Source organism: Brevibacterium metallidurans, assembly GCF_037101285.1.
Lineage (GTDB): Bacteria > Actinomycetota > Actinomycetes > Actinomycetales > Brevibacteriaceae > Brevibacterium > Brevibacterium metallidurans.
This window is the reverse complement of record NZ_BAAAAF010000002.1, coordinates 1-17,816: the sequence shown is the minus strand read 5'-3', so window position 1 is coordinate 17,816 and position 17,816 is coordinate 1. Positions and strand designations below refer to the sequence as shown.

The 17,816-nt window shown below is 67.6% G+C and carries 13 protein-coding genes; 1 reads left to right on the top strand and 12 read right to left on the bottom strand.

Annotated features, from left to right (window positions below; all coding sequences use genetic code 11):
* Positions 1-81 precede the first annotated feature (81 nt).
* The 10 genes from secG to AACX88_RS02615 all read right to left on the bottom strand — a co-directional run bounded on the left by secG (position 82) and on the right by AACX88_RS02615 (position 13,749).
* Positions 82-327 (bottom strand): preprotein translocase subunit SecG, encoded by a 246-nt coding sequence (gene secG / locus AACX88_RS02660; RefSeq protein ID WP_339391560.1) that lies wholly within the window; start codon positions 325-327, stop codon positions 82-84.
* Positions 328-371: 44 nt separating this feature from the next.
* Entirely contained in the window at positions 372-1,157 is a 786-nt protein-coding gene (gene tpiA / locus AACX88_RS02655; RefSeq protein WP_339391559.1) for a triose-phosphate isomerase, read from the bottom strand.
* A gap of 12 nt (positions 1,158-1,169) precedes the next feature.
* The gene (locus AACX88_RS02650) at positions 1,170-2,390 is read right to left on the bottom strand and encodes a phosphoglycerate kinase (protein WP_339391558.1); all 1,221 of its coding nucleotides are present in this window, start codon (positions 2,388-2,390) and stop codon (positions 1,170-1,172) included.
* Positions 2,387-3,388 (bottom strand): type I glyceraldehyde-3-phosphate dehydrogenase, encoded by a 1,002-nt coding sequence (gap, locus tag AACX88_RS02645; RefSeq protein ID WP_339391557.1) that lies wholly within the window; start codon positions 3,386-3,388, stop codon positions 2,387-2,389. Before gap ends, AACX88_RS02650 begins: the two co-directional genes overlap by 4 nt.
* Before the next feature lie 10 nt (positions 3,389-3,398).
* Positions 3,399-4,382 (bottom strand): DNA-binding protein WhiA, encoded by a 984-nt coding sequence (gene whiA, locus AACX88_RS02640; RefSeq protein WP_339391556.1) that lies wholly within the window; start codon positions 4,380-4,382, stop codon positions 3,399-3,401.
* Between the two features lie 26 nt (positions 4,383-4,408).
* On the bottom strand, positions 4,409-5,404 hold the full coding sequence (locus AACX88_RS02635; protein ID WP_339391555.1) for a gluconeogenesis factor YvcK family protein: 996 nt from the start codon (positions 5,402-5,404) through the stop codon (positions 4,409-4,411).
* 1 nt (position 5,405) lies between these two features.
* A complete protein-coding gene (gene rapZ / locus AACX88_RS02630; RefSeq protein ID WP_339391554.1) occupies positions 5,406-6,302 on the bottom strand; it encodes an RNase adapter RapZ in 897 nt (298 codons plus the stop codon).
* Between the two features lie 159 nt (positions 6,303-6,461).
* Entirely contained in the window at positions 6,462-8,324 is a 1,863-nt protein-coding gene (gene uvrC / locus AACX88_RS02625; RefSeq protein WP_339391553.1) for an excinuclease ABC subunit UvrC, read from the bottom strand.
* The gene (gene uvrA, locus AACX88_RS02620; RefSeq protein WP_339391552.1) at positions 8,317-11,196 is read right to left on the bottom strand and encodes an excinuclease ABC subunit UvrA; all 2,880 of its coding nucleotides are present in this window, start codon (positions 11,194-11,196) and stop codon (positions 8,317-8,319) included. The genes uvrC and uvrA overlap by 8 nt, the downstream gene beginning before the upstream one ends.
* 39 nt (positions 11,197-11,235) lie before the next feature.
* Positions 11,236-13,749, bottom strand: a complete 2,514-nt coding sequence (locus AACX88_RS02615) for a DEAD/DEAH box helicase (protein WP_339391551.1) — start codon at positions 13,747-13,749, stop codon at positions 11,236-11,238.
* Between the two features lie 66 nt (positions 13,750-13,815).
* Here AACX88_RS02615 and AACX88_RS02610 point away from each other — a divergent pair, with 66 nt between their 5' ends.
* Positions 13,816-14,106, top strand: a complete 291-nt coding sequence (locus AACX88_RS02610) for a YciI family protein (protein ID WP_339391550.1) — start codon at positions 13,816-13,818, stop codon at positions 14,104-14,106.
* Positions 14,107-14,259: 153 nt separating this feature from the next.
* Here AACX88_RS02610 and AACX88_RS02605 read toward each other — a convergent pair whose 3' ends face one another.
* Together AACX88_RS02605 and uvrB are read right to left on the bottom strand one after the other, a co-directional pair.
* Positions 14,260-15,330 carry a TerC family protein gene (locus tag AACX88_RS02605; RefSeq protein ID WP_339391549.1) on the bottom strand — a complete coding sequence of 357 codons (1,071 nt, stop codon included), beginning with the start codon at positions 15,328-15,330 and terminating at the stop codon, positions 14,260-14,262.
* A 204-nt stretch (positions 15,331-15,534) separates the two neighbouring features.
* On the bottom strand, positions 15,535-17,667 hold the full coding sequence (gene uvrB, locus AACX88_RS02600; protein WP_339391548.1) for an excinuclease ABC subunit UvrB: 2,133 nt from the start codon (positions 17,665-17,667) through the stop codon (positions 15,535-15,537).
* Between the last annotated feature and the right edge of the window lie 149 nt (positions 17,668-17,816).

Below are 17,816 nucleotides of genomic sequence, written 5' to 3'. Positions count from 1 at the left end.
CGACTGAGACACACGACGGAGGCCCTCACCGGTGACGGTGAGGGCCTCTGCTGTCTGGTGCGCAGTCAGCGCCGACGGAGCTCAGCTGCTGAAGCGCGTGATGAGTCCGAGGAGGATGATCGAGGCACCCCAGACGATCGCCATCAGGGCGGTGAACCGGTTGAGGTTGCGTTCGGCCACGCCCGAGGATCCGAGCGAGGACGACATGCCGCCGCCGAACATGTCGGACATGCCGCCGCCCTTGCCCTTGTGCATCAGGATGAGCAGGGTGAGGAAGATGCTCGTGAGCACGAGCACGCCGATGAGTACGTAGGTGAGGATTTCCACGTCGAGTTCAACCTGTGTTTCTGTCAGAGGATTTGCAGTTCAGTCTACTTGCCCACCGCGGCCTTGCACAAAGCGGCGAAGTCGGGCCCGCTCAGGCTCGCTCCCCCGACGAGTGCGCCGTCGACGTCGTCGGAGACGAGGATGTCGGCGACGTTGTCCGTCTTCACGGAGCCGCCGTAGAGGATGCGCGTCGAGTCGGCGAGGGCGTCGCCGTACCGTTCGCGCAGCCGGCCACGGATCGCCGTGGCCATCTCGGCGGCGTCCTCGGCCGTCGCGGTCTTGCCCGTGCCGATCGCCCACACGGGTTCGTAGGCGACGACGAGGCCCTGGAGGTCGTCGGCGCCGAGGCCCTCGAGTGACTCCTCGAGCTGGGTGAGGGTGAAGTCGACATGGCTGCCCTCCTCGCGCTGGGCCAGCGATTCGCCGACGCAGAGGATGGGGAGGAGGTCGTGGCCGAGGGCCGCTTTGACCTTCGCCGCGACGACGTCGTTCGTCTCGTGGTTGTCGGCCCGGCGTTCGCTGTGGCCGACGACGACGTACGTGCAGCCGAGCCGGGCGAGGAACGTCGCGGCGATCTCACCGGTGTGGGCGCCGGGTTCGTGCCGGGAGACGTCCTGGGCGCCGTAGCGCAGCCACAGTTTGTCGCCCTGGACGAGGGTCTGCACCGAACGGATGTCGGTGAAGGGCGGGACGACGACGACTTCGCACTGCGAGTCGTCGAGCTTCGCGTCCTCGAGCGCCCACGCGAGCTTCTGCACGGTGGAGATCGCTTCGAGGTGGTCGTGGTTCATCTTCCAGTTGCCGGCGAGCAGCAGGGTGCGGTCAGTCATGGTGGTCAGTCCTCACGCGAGAGCTTCGATGCCGGGCAGGGTCTTGCCTTCGAGGTACTCGAGGCTCGCCCCGCCGCCGGTGGAGATGTGGCCGAACTCGTCGTCGGAGAAGCCGAGCGCCCGCACTGCGGCAGCCGAGTCCCCGCCGCCGACCACGGTGAGCCGGTCGGCAACCGCACCGTCCGCCGAGGCGGTGAGCGCGGCGGCCACGGTCTTCGTCCCCGCAGCGAAGGCGGGGAACTCGAAGACGCCCATGGGGCCGTTCCAGAACACTGTCTTCGAACCGAGGATCACCTCGGCGTAGGCGGCGGCGGTGTCGGGTCCGATGTCGAGGCCGAGGCCTGCGGCTCCGGCCGGGGTGTCCTCGAGGGCGTCGACCGGGCGCACCCAGTGGTCGGCGTCGGGGGCGAACGATGCGGCCATGACGATGTCGGTGGGCAACATGATGCGCGCACCGCCGGCCTCGGCCCGCTCCAGGTAGCCCTTGACGTCGTCGATCCGGTCCTTCTCGACGAGGCTGGAGCCGATGTCGTGGCCGAGCGCTGCGAGGAAGGTGAAGACCATGCCGCCGCCGATGAGGAGGTTGTCGGCGCGGGCGATGAGGTTGTCGATGACCCCGAGCTTGTCGGAGACCTTCGATCCGCCGAGGACGACGGTGAAGGGGCGCTCGGGAGAGTTGAGGAGGCGGTCGCTGACCTCGACCTCGGCCTGGACGAGGGAGCCCGCGTAGTGCGGGAGGAGTTCGGCGAGTTCGTACACCGAGGCCTGCTTGCGGTGGACGACGCCGAACCCGTCGGAGACGAAGTCGTCGGCGAAGGCCGCGAGTCGGCTCGCGAACTCGCGACGTTCGCCCTCGTCCTTCGAGGTCTCCTCCGGGTTGAACCGGAGGTTCTCTAGGAGGAGCACGTCACCGTCGTTCAGGGCTGCGACCTTCGCGGCCGCATCCTCACCGACCGTGTCCGAGGCGAAGGCGACGTCGCGGCCGATCGCCGCGGCGAGCTCACCGGCCACCGGGGCGAGCGAGAAGTGCGGATCGGGCGCCCCGCCGGGCCGGCCGAGGTGGGAGATGACGATGACCCTGGCCCCCGCCTCGGCGAGTGCGCGGATCGTGCCCGCCGACGCGAGCACCCGGCCGTTGTCGGTGATCGTCGTCCCGTCCATGGGGACGTTGAGATCGCTGCGGACGAGCACCGTGCGGTGCGCGAAGATCGACGGGTCGGTGAATGTCCTCATTGGGGCCTTTCGCTGAGCAGGTAGCTGACCATGTCCTTGAGCCGGTTCGAGTAGCCCCATTCGTTGTCGTACCACGCGACGACCTTGACCTGGTCGCCCAAGACCATAGTGAGTTCCGAGTCGGCGATCGCCGAGGCGGTGGTGCCGACGATGTCGGTGGACACCAGGGCGGCCTCGGTGTAGTCGAGGTAGGGCGAGGCTTCCGCGGCGGACTTGAGGATCGCGTTGACCTCGTCGCGGGTGACCGGCTTCTTCGGGGTGAACGTGAAGTCGATGATCGATCCGGCGGGCACGGGCACGCGGATCGCGAAGCCGTCGAGCTTGCCCTCGAGGTGGGGCATGACCTTGCCGACGGTGCGGGCGGCGCCCGTGGTCGTGGGCACGATGTTGATCGCCGCGGCCCGGGCCCGGCGCAGGTCCCGGTGGGGTCCGTCGACGAGCTTCTGGTCGCCGGTGTAGGCGTGGACGGTGTTGAGCAGTCCCGATTCGACGCCGATCGCGTCGTCGAGGGCCTTGACGACGGTGGCCATGCAGTTCGTCGTGCACGAGGCGTTCGAGACGACCTCGTGCTTCTCCGGGTCGTACGTGTCCTCGTTGACGCCCATGACGAACGTCGCGTCGACGTTCTTGCCGGGGGCGGAGAGGACGACGGTCTTCACGGACCCGCCGAGGTGGGCCTCGGCCTGGTCGCGGCGGGTGAAGATGCCCGTGGATTCGACGACGAGTTCGACGTCCTTCGACGTCCAGTCGATGTCGGCGGGGTTGGATTCGGAGAACACCGCGATCTCGCGGCCGTCGACGATGAGGGAGTTCTCCCCTGCTTCGACGGTGTGGTCGAAGCGCGGCCACACGGAGTCGTAGGCGAGCAGGTGGGCCAGCGTCGCGGTGTCGGTGAGGTCGTTGATGGCGACGACCTCGAAGTCGGCACCGGGTTCGAGGGACAGGCGGAAGAGGGCGCGACCGATGCGGCCGAAGCCGTTGACTGCGATTCGTCTCATGCCTGCGATCCTATCGGTCCTCGAGCATGTCGGGGGTGAGACTGGCTTCAGTCCCAGGAATTCCCAATTCTTCGGCCCGCTTGTCCGCCGTGGACAGCAGGCGGCGGATCCGACCGGCCACGGCGTCCTTCGTCATCGGCGGGTCGGCGAGCTGCCCGAGCTCTTCGAGCGAGGCCTGTTTGTGGGTGACGCGCAGCTGTCCGGCGTAGCGCAGGTGCTCGGGGACGTCCTCGCCGAGGATCTCGAGTGCCCGTTCGACGCGGGCGCCGGCGGCCACGGCGGCCCGGGCCGAGCGGCGGAGGTTCGCGTCGTCGAAGTTCGCGAGCCGGTTGGCTGTGGCCCTGACTTCGCGGCGCATGCGCCGCTCCTCCCACACGAGGACGGCGTTGTGCGATCCCATGCGGGTGAGCAGGGCGGCGATGTCGTCGCCGTCGCGGATGACGACGCGGTCGACGCCGCGGACCTCGCGGGCCTTCGCGCTCAGTCCGAGTCGGCGGGCGGCGCCGACGAGGGCGAGGGCGGCCTCGGGTCCCGGGCAGGTGACCTCGAGGGCGGAGGAGCGTCCGGGTTCGGTGAGCGAGCCGTGGGAGAGGAACGCACCGCGCCAGGCCGCCTCGGCGTCGGCGACGGAGCCGTTGACGATCGCCGAGGGCAGTCCGCGCACGGGACGGCCCCGGTTGTCGACGAGACCGGTCTGCCGGGCCAGCGCTCCGCCGTCGCGGGTGACGCGCAGCAGGTAGCGGTTGGACCGGCGCAGACCGGCGGCGTTGATGACGACGATGTCCGCGAACTGTCCGTAGAGGTCCTTGATCTCGCTGCGCAGGCGCTTTGCGGCCTGCGCGGTGTCGAGTTCGGCTTCGAGCACGATCGATCCGTTGACGAGGTGGAGGGCGGAGGAGAAGCGGAAGATCGAGGACACTTCGGCCTTCCGAGCCGAGGTGCGTGTGATCTTCACCCTCGCGAGCTCGTCCTTGACCTGAGCGGTCAATGCCATTGTTCGTCCTCCTGCACGGATGAGTCCTACCACTGCTCGTCGACGCCGATGCCGGCGTCGATCAACATGTCACGGTAACATGCCGCAAGCTTGAGACTGTCATGCTGACCGGCCCTCCGGGAGCTGAGCGGATGGACCCGGAGCTTCGCGCCGAACATCTCCCTCGCGTGGGCTTCGAGCTCCGGTTCGATGCCGATCGTCGCCTCGTCGACGAGGACGTAGTCCAGGCGCAGGGCGGGGGCGTGACGGTGGAGGGAGGCGAGGTGTGCACCGAGACTGAGGTCACGGGTCTCGCCGTCGGAGGCGGAGAGGTTGAGCGTGAGGGATTTCACCGCCGAGGAGCGCACGATCGCGTCGGCGAGCGAGGGCACGAGCAGGTGCGGCATCACCGAGGTGTACCAGGAGCCGGGTCCGAGGTTGAGGACGTCGGCCTCGGCGACGGCTTCGACGGTCTCGTAGCGGGCGGGCGGATCCGCCGGGTCGAGGCGCACGGATTCGACGTGGCCGCGGGTCGAGGCGAGCACGGACTGCCCGCGGACGACCTGGAAGGATCCGGGGAACTGGACGTCGGCCTCGATGGTCAGCGGCACCGAGGACATCGGCAGCACGCGTCCGTGGGCGCGCAGCAGCTTGGCCATCCAGTCGAGGCCGGCGACGTGGTCGCCGTGGATCTGCCAGAGGGCGGCGATGAGGAGGTTGCCGACGGCGTGGCCGTTGAGTTCGCCTTCCGAGTCGAAGCGGTGCTGGATGACGTCGCGCCACGTCCGGCCCCAGTTGCCGTCGTCGCACAGCGCGGCCAGCGCCATGCGCAGGTCACCGGGGGGCAGTCCCCCGAGTTCGTCGCGGAGGCGACCCGAGGAGCCGCCGTCGTCGGCGACGGTGACGACGGCGGTGAGCGACTCCGTGAGCAGCCGGAAGGCGCGCAGGGCGGCGTAGAGGCCGTGGCCGCCGCCGAAGGAGACGATCTTCGGTCCCTTATTGATCACCGTGGGGGTGATCTGCGGGAGGTCCTCGGTCTCCATCTCACTCCCTCCCCAGGTCGCGGTGGCGCACGGTGACGGGGATGCCGGTGCGGGCCTCGAGGCCCTTGGCGATGCGTTCGCTGATCGCCACCGACCGGTGCTTGCCGCCCGTGCAGCCGATGCCGATGAGCGCATAGCTGCGGCCTTCGTGGAGGTAGCCCTGGGCGATCGTGTCGAGGGTCGCGGTGTAGCGGTCGATGAATTCCTCGGCGCCGTTCTGCCCGAGGACGAAGTCCGCGACATCGGAGTCGAGGCCGTTGTGTCCGCGCAGGTGGGGAATCCAGTACGGGTTGGGCAGGAACCGCACATCGGCGACGTTGTCGGCGTCCTTGGGCAGACCGTACTTGAAGCCGAAGCTCATCACGGTCAGCCGCAGCGGGGGCGCGTCGTCGGCGCTGAAGCGCTTGCGCACCTCGGAGCCGAGCTGGTGGACGTTGAGATCGGAGGTGTCGATGATGATGTCGGCGCGGTGCTTGAGGGATTCGAGTGCCTCGCGTTCGGCTTCGATCCCGTCGAGGAGTGTGCCCTCGCCCTGCAGGGGGTGCGGACGCCTGGTCGATTCGAAGCGGCGGACGAGGACCTCGTCGGCGGCGTCGAGGAAGAGGATGCGCAGGGACAGTCCCTGGTCGAGGAAGTCGGAGATCGTGTCCTCGACCTCGGCGTACTTCGCCCGCCCCTTCGAGTCGGTGACGATCGCGATCTTCGGCACCGCGCCGTCGGCGCGGGCGACGAGTTCGACGAGCGGGCGCATCATCTGCGGCGGCAGATTGTCCACGACATACCAGTCGAGGTCCTCGAGGACGTTGGCCACGGTCGTCCGGCCGGCACCGGACATGCCGGTGACGAGCACGACCTCGATGGGATGCTCGGCACCGTTCGCGTCGGCAGATGTGCTCATGCGTCCTCCTCGGGTCGGTGGGGTGCGAGACTCGTCGAGCCGACACGGCGTCGGCCGATCCGTCTCGACACCGGTCGATCTGATTCGACACTACTGTAGAGCACGCGCCTCCGTGCGCGCGGAGTCAGGTGGGACCCGTGCTCGGACCGCGCGGTGGGGTCAGTCCTCGCGGAGGGCAGCGGCGATCTTCTCCGCGAGCGCCGGGCCGATGCCCTTGACCGCGGTGAGTTCCTCAATGCTCGCCGCCCGCGTCTTCTTCACCGACCCGAAGTGCCTGAGCAGGGCCGTGCGTTTGGACTCGCCGAGGCCGGGGATCGCATCGAGCACGGAGCTCGTCATCGCCTTCGCCCGCTTCGACCGGTGGTAGGTGATCGCGAACCGGTGGGCTTCGTCGCGCAGGCGCTGCATGAGGAAGAGCCCTTCGGAGTTGCGCGGCAGGATGACGGGGAACGGATCGTCGGGCACCCACACCTCCTCGAGGCGCTTGGCGAGCCCGACGACGGAGATGTCGACGATGCCGAGGTCCGACAATGCCCTCGTGGCGGCGGCCACCTGGGGTCCGGCGCCGTCGACGACGAGGAGGCTCGGACGGTACCCGAAGCGGTCGTCGGGTTCGTCGGAGGCCATCTGCTCGAGGTAGCGGCTGAAGCGGCGGGAGACGACGTCGTACATCGACGCCGTGTCATCCGTGGCCGCCTCGCCGTGGATCGCGAAGTGCCGGTAGTCGCGCTTCTTCGCCAGGCCGTCTTCGAAGACGACGAGGCTCGCGACGACGTTCGAGCCCTGCGTGTGGGAGATGTCGATGCATTCGATGCGCAGGGGTGCCTCGGGCAGGCCGAGGTGGTCCTGGATCTCCTTGAGCGCCGTGCTGCGGGTGGTCAGGTCCGAGGAGCGCTTGAGCTTGTGCTGGACGAGGGCTTCCTTCGCGTTCTTCGCCACGGTCTCGAGCGCGGCCCTCTTCTCGCCGCGTTCGGGCACGCGCACGGTGACCTTCGAGCCCCGCTGCCGGCTCAGCCAGCTCTCGAGGGAGTCGAGGTCGGCGGGCACGGTGTCGACGAGGATCTCCTTCGGGATCGCCTCGGCGTCGAGGCCCGTGTACGCCTGCCGGAGGTAGTCCGTGGTGAGTTCGGCGGGACCGTGGTCGTCGGAGCGTTCGATGATCCAGCCGCGCTGGCCGCGGATGCGTCCGCCGCGGACGTGGAAGACCTGGACGGAGGCTTCGAGCTCCTCGGTGACGAGGGCGAAGATGTCGCAGTCGGCGGAGATCGAGAGGACGACGGCGGACTTGTCGAGGACCTTCTGCAGGGCCGTGAGCTCGTCGCGCAGACGCGCCGCCTGCTCGTAGTCGAGTTCGGCCGCGGCCTCGGCCATCTCCTTCTTCCGTTCGCTGATGAAACGCCCGGTGCTGCCGGACATGAAGTCGACGACGCCGCGGGCGAGCTCCCGGTGGTCCTCGATGCTGATGCTGCCCACGCACGGCGCGGAGCATTTGTCGATGTAGCCGAGCAGGCACGGACGTCCGCTGCGTTCGGCCCGCCGGTACACGCCCGGGGTGCACGTGCGCATGGGGAACACCTTGAGCAGGAGGTCGAGGGTGTCTCGGATGGCCCACACCTGGCCGAAGGGCCCGAAGTACTTCACTCCCTTACGGCGTTTGCCGCGGGTGATGAAGGCCCGCGGCACTTCGTCGTTCATCGTGATCGCAAGGTACGGGTAGGACTTGTCGTCACGGAACATGACGTTGAACCGCGGGTTGTACTCGTTGATCCACGTCCACTCGAGCTGGAGCGCTTCGACCTCGGTGTCGACGACGGTCCATTCCACCGAGGCGGCGGTGTGGACCATCGTCGAGGTCCGGGGGTGGAGCCCGGCCGGGTTGGAGAAGTACGAGTTGAGCCGGTTGCGGAGGTTCTTCGCCTTGCCGACGTAGATCACCCGCCGGTCGGGGTCGCGGAACTTGTACACCCCCGGGGAGGTGGGGATGCTGCCCGTGGCCGGACGATAGCTGCTCGGGTCAGCCATCGAGCATCTCTGCGAGGAAGCGCCCGGTGTGGCTCTGCGGGTTCTTCGCGACCTCTTCCGGGGTGCCTTCGGCGACGACCTGGCCGCCGCCGCGTCCGCCTTCGGGACCGAGGTCGATGACGTGGTCGGCGTTGGCGATGACATCGAGGTTGTGTTCGATGACGATGACCGAATTGCCCTTCTCGACGAGCCCTTGGAGGACGTGGAGGAGCTTCGAGATGTCCTCGAAGTGGAGTCCCGTCGTCGGTTCGTCGAGGACGTAGACGGTGCGTCCGCGGGAGCGCTTCTGCAGTTCCGCGGCGAGTTTGACGCGCTGCGCCTCACCGCCGGACAGGGTCGTCGCCGGCTGTCCGAGGCGCACGTAGCCGAGGCCGACGTCGACGAGCGTCGTCAGGTGCCGTGAGATCGCGGGGATCGCGGCGAAGAACTCCGCGGCCTCCTCGATGGGCATGTCGAGCACCTCGGCGATCGTCTTCCCCTTGAACGTCACCTCGAGGGTCTCCCGGTTGTACCGGGCTCCCCCGCAGACCTCGCAGGGGACGTAGACGTCGGGGAGGAAGTTCATCTCGATCTTGATCGTGCCGTCGCCGCTGCAGTTCTCGCAGCGCCCGCCCTTGACGTTGAAGGAGAAGCGGCCCGGCTGGTAGCCGCGGACCTTCGCCGATTCGGTCTCCGCGAACAGGCGGCGGATGTGGTCGAACACGCCGGTGTACGTCGCCGGGTTCGACCGCGGGGTGCGCCCGATCGGGGACTGGTCGACGTGGACGACCTTGTCGAGGTTCTCCAGCCCGGTCACGCGCTTGTGCCGGCCCGGCACTCGGGAGGCCCCGTTGAGGACGTTCGCCATCTGCGTGTAGAGGATCTCGTTGACCAGTGTCGACTTGCCGGAACCGGAGACGCCCGTGACGGCGGTGAGGACGCCGAGGGGAACGGAGACGGTGATGTCGCGGAGGTTGTTCTCGCTCGCCTTCTCGACCGTGACCATCCGCTCGGGATCGATGGGCCGGCGGTGGCTGGGGATCGCGATCGCCTTGCGCCCGTCGAGGTACGCGCCGGTGATCGAGCGGTCCGCGTCCTTGAGCCCGGGCACGGGACCGGAGTAGATGACCTCTCCCCCGTGTTCACCGGCGCCGGGGCCGATGTCGACGATCCAGTCGGCGGCGGCGATCGTGTCCTCGTCGTGCTCGACGACGATGAGCGTGTTGCCGAGGTCGCGGAGTTTGATGAGCGTGTCGATGAGGCGCCGGTTGTCGCGCTGGTGGAGGCCGATCGAGGGTTCGTCGAGGACGTAGAGGACGCCGACGAGCCCGGAGCCGATCTGCGTGGCCAGGCGGATGCGCTGGGCCTCACCGCCGGACAGCGTGCCGGCGGCCCGGTTGAGGCTGAGGTATTCGAGTCCGACATCGAGGAGGAAGCCGAGGCGGGCGTTGATCTCCTTCATCACCTGTGCCGCCACGGCCGCGTCGCGACCGGAGAGCTCGAGTGCGGAGAGGAAGTCGGCAGCCTCGTCAAGGGCGAGTTCGGCGACCTCGGCGATCGACCGGTCCCCGACCCTGACGGCCAGCGCTTCGGGTTTGAGACGGGTGCCGTCGCAGCTCGCGCACGGGATCTCGCGCATGTACGACTCGTAGCGCTCACGCGACCAGTCCGATTCGGTCTCGTCGTGTTTGCGCTGGATGTACTGGAAGACGCCTTCGAAGCCCGTCGAGTACGTCCGCTCCCGCCCGAACCGGTTCTTGTACTTGACGTGGACCTCGTAGTCCTTGCCGGTGAGGATCGCGGTGCGCTGAGCGCTCGTGAGGTCCTTCCACGGCGTCTTGAGGGTGAAGCCGAGCTCGTTGCCCAATCCGGTGAGCAGACGGTTGAAGTACTTCGTCACCTGTTTGCCGCCCGACCAGGGCGCGATCGCCCCCTCGCCGAGGCTGAGGTCCTCGTCGGGGACGACGAGGCTCTCGTCGACCTGGAGGCGGGTGCCGATGCCGTCGCATGTCGGGCACGCGCCGAAGGGCGAGTTGAAGGAGAACGTGCGGGGTTCGATCTCGTCGATCGTCAGCGGGTGCTCGTTCGGGCACGACATGTGCTCGGAGAACGTCCGCGTCACCCCTTCGTCGACGAGGTCGACGTCGATGCGGCCGTCGGCGAGGCCGAGCGCGGTCTCGACCGAGTCGGTCAGACGCGGCCGCATGCCGTCCTTCGCGACGAGGCGGTCGACGACGACGGAGATCGTGTGCTTGTACTTCTTGTCCAGGGTCGGCGGATCGCTCAGGCTGATCTGCTCGCCGTCGACGATGGCGCGGGAGAAGCCCTTCGTCTGCAGGTCCGTGAAGAGGTCGACGAACTCGCCCTTGCGCAACCGTACGACGGGGGCGAGGACGAGGAACTTCGTCCTCTCCGGCAGCTCGAGGAGCTGGTCGACGATCTGCTGCGGGGTCTGCTTCGTGATGACCTCACCGCAGATCGGACAGTGCGGGACGCCGATGCGGGCCCACAGCAGGCGGAGGAAGTCGTAGATCTCGGTGATCGTGCCCACCGTCGACCGCGGGTTGCGGGAGGTCGACTTCTGGTCGATCGACACCGCCGGGGACAGTCCCTCGATGAAGTCGACGTCGGGTTTGTCCATCTGGCCGAGGAACATCCTCGCGTACGAGGACAGGGATTCGACGTAGCGGCGCTGCCCCTCGGCGAAGATCGTGTCGAAGGCCAGGGACGACTTGCCCGAGCCCGAGAGCCCGGTGAAGACGACCATCGAGTCCCGTGGCAGCGCGATCTCGACGTTCTTGAGGTTGTGCGCGCGGGCGCCTTTGACCCACAGCGTGTCGAGATGGGACACGCCGGAGGGCGTCTGAGCACTGGTCGCACTGTTCGTTCTCATCACCTGATCCACTGTATTACTCGGCCCTGACACGGGCGACTACTCCGCCCGCGCATGGGTGCTGTCGATCTCTCCGACCGCCGTGATCCGCACCACGATGTCACCGCTGTCGTCACTGGCCGCGACGTCCACCTCGGCGTCGATGGCCCAGTCGCGGTTGCCGTCGGGGTCGGAGAGGATCTGCCGGACGGCCCAGACAGTCGAACCAGGAACGATGTCGATAAATTCCCGACCGCGCGCGGCCTGGTCGATGAGGAGGTCGCCGTACTCGTCGTAGAAGTCCTCGATCGCCTCCTCCCAGGCCGCCTTGTCGAACCCGGACTCCGCGTCGAGGCGGCCGAGCTCGTCGTAGTCGCCGCGTTCGGCGAGGAGCACCCGGTGGAAGAGCGCGTTGCGGATCTCGGCGGTGAAGAGCTTCGTGTTCTCCGAGAACCGACGCTCGAGGTCGGGCAGCTCCCCGAAGTCGGTCTCGGTCGGGCTCAGACCCTGCAGGGTGCGCCATTCGTCGATGAGCGAAGAGTCGGTGCGGGCCACCGTCTCCCCCAGCCATTCGATGATCTCCTGCAGCTCCTCGCCGCGGCGGTCGGCGGGGACGTTGTGGGTGAGCGCCCGGTAGACGTCGGTGAGGTAGCGCAGCAGACTGCCTTCGGCACGGGCGAGCCCGTAGTAGCCGACGAACTGGGTGAAGCCCATCGCCTGCTCGATCATGTCCCGCACGATCGACTTCGGTTCGAAGTCACCGGCCCGCAGCCACGGATGGGCTGCGACGAAGTGCTCGAAGGCGGGGACGAGGATATCGGCCAGCGGCTTCGGGCCTTCGACCTCGTCGAGGATCGCCATCCGCTCCGGGTAGTCGAGGCCCTCCGCCTTGAGTTCGGCCAGGGTCTCCCGTTTGATCCGGTCGAGCTGGCCCTTGAGGATCGTGAACGGCACGGGGGTCGTCGCCTCGACGAGGGAGACGACGTCGAGCGCCCAGCTCGGCGACTCCGGGTCGAGGAGGTCGAGGCCGGCGAGGACGAACGGGGCCAGCGGCTGGTTGAGGGCGAACTGGGGGCCGAGGTCCGCGGTGGGGACGAGTTCGCCGCCGCGGGCTTCGATGAGGCCCGCATCGATGAGGGAGCGCCCGATGCGCAGGGCGGTGAGTTTGAGGTCGAGGTGGCGGTCGCGGCTCTCGTGTGTCGCGTCGATGAAGCGGGAGATCGTCGCGACGTCGGAGCCGGGCCGGGCGACGAGGTTGAGGATCGTCGAATGGTCGATGCGCATCCGGGAGCGCAGCGATTCGGGTTCGGACTCGATGAGCTTGGCGAAGGTCTCCTCCGACCAGCCGACGAAGCCGGCGGGGGCGGCCTTCTTCTTGACCTTCTTCCGCTTCTTGTCGTCGTTGGCCGCCTTCGCCTCGGCGCGGAGGTTCTCGATGACGTGTTCGGGCGCCTGGGCGACGACGTAGCCGCGGGTGTCGAACCCGGCCCGGCCCGCCCGGCCGGCGAGCTGCTGGAACTCGCGGACGCTGAGCCTGCGCATCTTGCGTCCGTCGAACTTCGTCAGGCCGGTGAGCAGGACGGTGCGGATGGGGACGTTGATGCCCACCCCGAGCGTGTCGGTGCCGGAGATGACGAGGAGGATGCCCTGCAGGGCGAGGCGTTCGACGAGGCGGCGGTACTTCGGGAGCATGCCCGCGTGGTGGACGCCGACGCCGTGGAGGAGGAGCCGGCGCAGGGTCTGACCGAAGCCCTTGGAGAACGTGAACCCCTTGATCGCCTCGGCGATGCGGGCCTTCTGATCCTTCGTCGCGAGGTCGACGGAGAGGAGGCCGGTGGCGAGGTCGATGGCACCCGCCTGGGAGTAGGAGACGACGTAGACGGGGGCCTTGTCGTGGCGGATGAGGGCGCGCAGGGTGTCCGAGAGCGGCTCGGTCGAGTACTCAAAGTCGAGCGGCACGGGCCGCGACGCCGAGGTGACGACGGCGGAATCGCGGCCCGTCGCGTCCTCCATGGTCCGACGGATCTCCGTCGTGTCGCCGAGGGTGGCCGACATGAGGACGAACTGCGTCTGCGGCATCTCGAGGAGGGGAACCTGCCAGGCCCAGCCGCGGGTGGGGTCGGCGAAGTAGTGGAACTCGTCCATGACGACCATGCCGACGTCGAGGAGCCCGCCCTCGCGCAGGGCCTGGTTGGCGAGGATCTCCGCGGTCGCGCAGATGACCGGGGCGTCCCCGTTGACGGTCGTGTCGCCGGTGATCATGCCGACGTTCTCCGCACCGAAGGCGTCGACGAGGGCGAAGAACTTCTCGCTGACGAGCGCCTTGAGCGGGGCCGTGTAGTAGGCCCGGATGCCACGGGTGAACGAGGCGTAGAGCGCGAAGAGGGCGACGAGCGACTTCCCCGAACCGGTCGGGGTGGCGACGATCGTGTTGTCCCCGGTGACGATGGCGAGCATCGCCTCGTCCTGCGCCGGGTAGGGTGTGATGCCGAGCGCACGGCAGTACTCGGCGAACGCTTCGACGATCGAGTCCTCGTCGGCGAACTCCGCCGGAATCTCCTGCAACCTCGTCACGGCTATGCACTGACCTTTCGCTTTAGACTGATGTCCATCCTATTCAACGAACCCCAGGAGTGTGAGATGCCGGTATTCGCCGTCACCTATGTCTACGGCCCCGACACGGAGACCCGGATGGAGCACCGGCCCAAGCACCGGCAGTGGCAGTCCGGGCTCCATGAGGCCGGGGTCATCCTCGCCTCGGGTCCGCTCGACGACTCGCCCGCCCCCGGCGGGCTGCTCGTCTTCCGTGCGGCCGACACCGCCGAGGTCGAAGCCCACCTGGCGGCGGACCCGTATGCGTCGATCGGCGTCATCGACAGCGTCTCGATCCGGCAGTGGACTCCGGTGTTCGGGCCCTTCGCCGAGGCGTGAGCCGCCGAGGCGCAAGCCGCTGAAGTGCTTGCGTGAGGCGGTGAGCCGCCTGCACAAGCCGCTGACGAAACGTGGGGGGGGGGAACTCACCCCCCCCCCCACGTCTCATTCACCCGAGTTCGGTGCCGAGCCGACCCGCACTCGGTGCCGGGTTCACTTCTCGGTGCCCTGGGGTGCCTCGGACTCCTGCGGCCCCTGATCGCGGAACGACTTGCCGTCCCGCTTCATCTTGATGAGCGAGGCGATCGTCGCCACGGCCATGGCCACGACGATGAACGTCAGCGACAGCCAGGTCGGCACCTCGGGCACGACCTTGCCCCACTGCAGCCATGAGATGTCGGTCTCGTGGAGGGCGGTGATGAAGAGCTTGACGCCGATGAACGCGAGGATCGCGGCGATGCCGTAGTGGAGGTAGACGAGTTTGTCGACGAGCCCGCCGAGGAGGAAGTAGAGCTGACGCAGACCCATGAGGGCGAACACGTTGGCGGTGAAGACGAGGAACGGAACCTGCGTGACGCCGAAGATCGCCGGGATCGAGTCGAGCGCGAACATCACGTCGGTCGAGCCGATGGCGAGGAAGACGATGAACATGGGCGTCCAGTACTTCGTGCCGTCGATGTCGACGCGCAGCTTGTTGCCGTGGTACTCGTCGATGATGTTCATCCGCTTGCGGAGGAAGCGGATGAGGAAGTTCTCGCCGTCGCCTTCGTCCTCGCTGCTGAATGCCTGCCGGTAGGCGACGAAGAGGAGGAAGATGCCGAAGATGAAGAAGACCTCGACGAAGGCGCTGATGATCGCCGCACCCGCGAGGATGAAGAGCCCGCGGAAGATGATGGCGATGATGATGCCCACCATGAGGACTTCCTGCTGGTACTTCCGGGGGACCTGGAAGCTGCCCATGATGATGATGAAGACGAAGAGGTTGTCGACGCTCAGGGAGTATTCGAGCAGCCAGCCGGTGAGGAACTCGCTGCCGTGCTGGGCGTCGCCGATCCAGAACAGGGAGGCGCCGAAGATGAGTGCGAGCGAGACGTAGAACACGACCCAGAGGGTCGCCTCGCGCATCGAGGGAACGTGGGGGCGTTTGAAGACGAGGAGCACGTCGAAGATGAGGATCGCGACGATGATGATCCCCGAGGTGATCATGAACCACGGCGGAATGACGGCCCCGCTCGACGCTGCGGTGCTGCCGCCCGCGGCGAGGGTGGAGGACAGGATATCCATGGATGCCTTTCGTGATGACGGTGTGGTGTACCCGTGCCGAAAGTCTCTCCCACGCTGTGTCCGCTTGTTCAGCGGCGGCGTGCGCTCCGCGCCCGGACCCTCGAGAGGGGTCGTGGTGACGAGCGCGGATGGACGGGATACTCCCTTTCGCCAGCCACACCAGTATAGTCGCCTTGTCGAGTCCGCCGGTGCACGGCGGCGATCTCAGGCGTGACCGACCTCCTTCATCGCCCGCAGCTCCTTCTTGAGGTCGGAGAGTTCGTCGCGCAGACGCGCCGCGAGTTCGAACTGGAGTTCGGCCGCCGCCGCGTGCATCTGCGTGGTCAGCGACTCGATGAGCTCGGTGAGATCAGCGGCCGGCGGGCGCAGCGAGGTGCCGCCGGAGGCTGCTTGGCGCTGTTCGTCGGTGAGCGTCGAGTTGTATCCCCGCTTGCCCTTGCCGTAGTCGAACTCGGTGAGCAGTTCGCGGGTGTCGGCGTCCTCGCGCTGGAGGCGTTCGGTGATGTCGGCGATCTTCTTCACCAGCGGCGCCGGGTCGATGCCGTTCTCCTCGTTGTAGGCGATCTGGATCTCACGCCGGCGGTTGGTCTCGTTGATCGCCTCCCGCATCGACCGGGTGATCGTGTCCGCGTACATGTGGACCTCGCCGTGGACGTTGCGGGCCGCGCGCCCGATCGTCTGGATGAGCGAGGTCGTCGACCGGAGGAAGCCCTCCTTGTCGGCGTCGAGGATCGCGACGAGGGAGACCTCCGGGAGGTCGAGGCCCTCCCGGAGGAGGTTGATGCCGACGAGGACGTCGAACTCGCCGGCGCGCAGCTCGGTGAGGAGTTCGACGCGGCGCAGGGTGTCGACGTCGGAGTGGAGGTACTGGACGCGGACGTCGTGTTCGAGGAGGTAGTCGGTGAGGTCCTCGGCCATCTTCTTCGTCAGCGTCGTCACGAGCACGCGTTCGTTGCGGTCCACGCGAGTGCGGATCTCGTCGAGGAGGTCGTCGATCTGACCCTTCGTCGGTTTGACGACGACCTCGGGGTCGACGAGGCCGGTCGGGCGGATGATCTGCTGGACGGTGCCCTCGGCGCGGTCGAGTTCGAAGTCGCCGGGGGTCGCCGAGAGGTACACGGTCTGCCCGACCCGCTCCCGGAACTCGTCGAACTTCAGGGGACGGTTGTCCATCGCACTCGGCAGCCGGAAGCCGTGTTCGACGAGGGTGCGCTTGCGGGACATGTCGCCTTCGTACATGCCGCCGATCTGGGGCACCGTGACGTGCGACTCGTCGACGACGAGGAGGAAGTCCTCGGGGAAGTAGTCGAGCAGGCAGTTCGGCGCGGAGCCTGCCGGGCGACCGTCGATGTGGCGGGAGTAGTTCTCGATGCCCGAGGTGAAGCCCATCGACTCCATCATCTCGAGGTCGTAGCTCGTGCGCATCTTCAGCCGCTGTGCTTCGAGGAGCTTGTTCTGGGCCTCGAACTCGCTGAGCCGGGACTGCAGTTCGTCCTCGATCTCGCTGATCGCCCGCCCCATGCGGTCCTCGCCGGCGACGTAGTGGGAGGCGGGGAAGACGTGGATGGTGTCCTCGTCGCGGATGATCTCCCCGGTCAGCGGGTGCAGGGTCTGGAGGGATTCGATCTCGTCGCCGAAGAACTCGATGCGCAGGGCGAGCTCCTCGTACTGCGGGATGATCTCCACGGTGTCCCCGCGCACGCGGAAGGTGCCGCGCGTGAACGCCATGTCGTTGCGGGAGTACTGCATCGAGACGAACCGTTTGAGGAGTTCGTCGCGATCGCATTCCTGCCCTTTGCGCAGGGTGACCATGCGGTCGACGTACTCCTCTGGGGTGCCGAGGCCGTAGATGCACGAGACCGTCGAGACGACGACGACGTCGCGGCGGGTGAGCAGGGAGTTCGTCGCCGAATGCCGCAGCCGTTCGACCTCGTCGTTGATCGACGAGTCCTTCTCGATGAACGTGTCCGTCTGCGGGACGTACGCCTCGGGCTGGTAGTAGTCGTAGTAGGAGACGAAGTATTCGACGGCGTTGTTCGGTAGCAGCTGCCGGAACTCGTTGGCCAGCTGGGCGGCGAGGGTCTTGTTCGGCGCCATGATGAGGGTGGGCCGCTGGACCTGTTCGATGAGCCACGCGGTGGTCGCGGACTTGCCGGTGCCGGTCGCGCCGAGGAGGACGATGTCGCGCTCCCCGGATTCGAGCCGTTCGGAGATCTCCTCGATCGCGGTGGGCTGGTCGCCGGAGGGCGAGTATTCGGAGACGACCTCGAACGGGGCCACCGTGCGAGTGACGTCCGGGCGGTGCCCGATCGCGGGCAGGGGACGTGATGAGCTCATGGGACCAGACTAGACCTCGGCCCTGACGTAGAGAATGTTAAGGACGGGAGTCCGGTGTGACCCCGGCCCTGACTGCCCCACTCGCGTGGTGTCTTTCTCGTGATCTGTCCACCGACTCTCGTCATGACCCCCCAGCCGGACGGGACATG

Coding starts and splice junctions, on each gene's coding strand:
- tpiA (WP_339391559.1), bottom strand. CDS start 1,157: ATGACTGACCGCACCCTGCTGCTCGCCGGCAACTGGAAGATGAACCAC.
- AACX88_RS02650 (WP_339391558.1), bottom strand. CDS start 2,390: ATGAGGACATTCACCGACCCGTCGATCTTCGCGCACCGCACGGTGCTC.
- gap (WP_339391557.1), bottom strand. CDS start 3,388: ATGAGACGAATCGCAGTCAACGGCTTCGGCCGCATCGGTCGCGCCCTC.
- whiA (WP_339391556.1), bottom strand. CDS start 4,382: ATGGCATTGACCGCTCAGGTCAAGGACGAGCTCGCGAGGGTGAAGATC.
- AACX88_RS02635 (WP_339391555.1), bottom strand. CDS start 5,404: ATGGAGACCGAGGACCTCCCGCAGATCACCCCCACGGTGATCAATAAG.
- rapZ (WP_339391554.1), bottom strand. CDS start 6,302: ATGAGCACATCTGCCGACGCGAACGGTGCCGAGCATCCCATCGAGGTC.
- uvrC (WP_339391553.1), bottom strand. CDS start 8,324: ATGGCTGACCCGAGCAGCTATCGTCCGGCCACGGGCAGCATCCCCACC.
- uvrA (WP_339391552.1), bottom strand. CDS start 11,196: ATGAGAACGAACAGTGCGACCAGTGCTCAGACGCCCTCCGGCGTGTCC.
- AACX88_RS02610 (WP_339391550.1), top strand. CDS start 13,816: ATGCCGGTATTCGCCGTCACCTATGTCTACGGCCCCGACACGGAGACC.
- AACX88_RS02605 (WP_339391549.1), bottom strand. CDS start 15,330: ATGGATATCCTGTCCTCCACCCTCGCCGCGGGCGGCAGCACCGCAGCG.
- uvrB (WP_339391548.1), bottom strand. CDS start 17,667: ATGAGCTCATCACGTCCCCTGCCCGCGATCGGGCACCGCCCGGACGTC.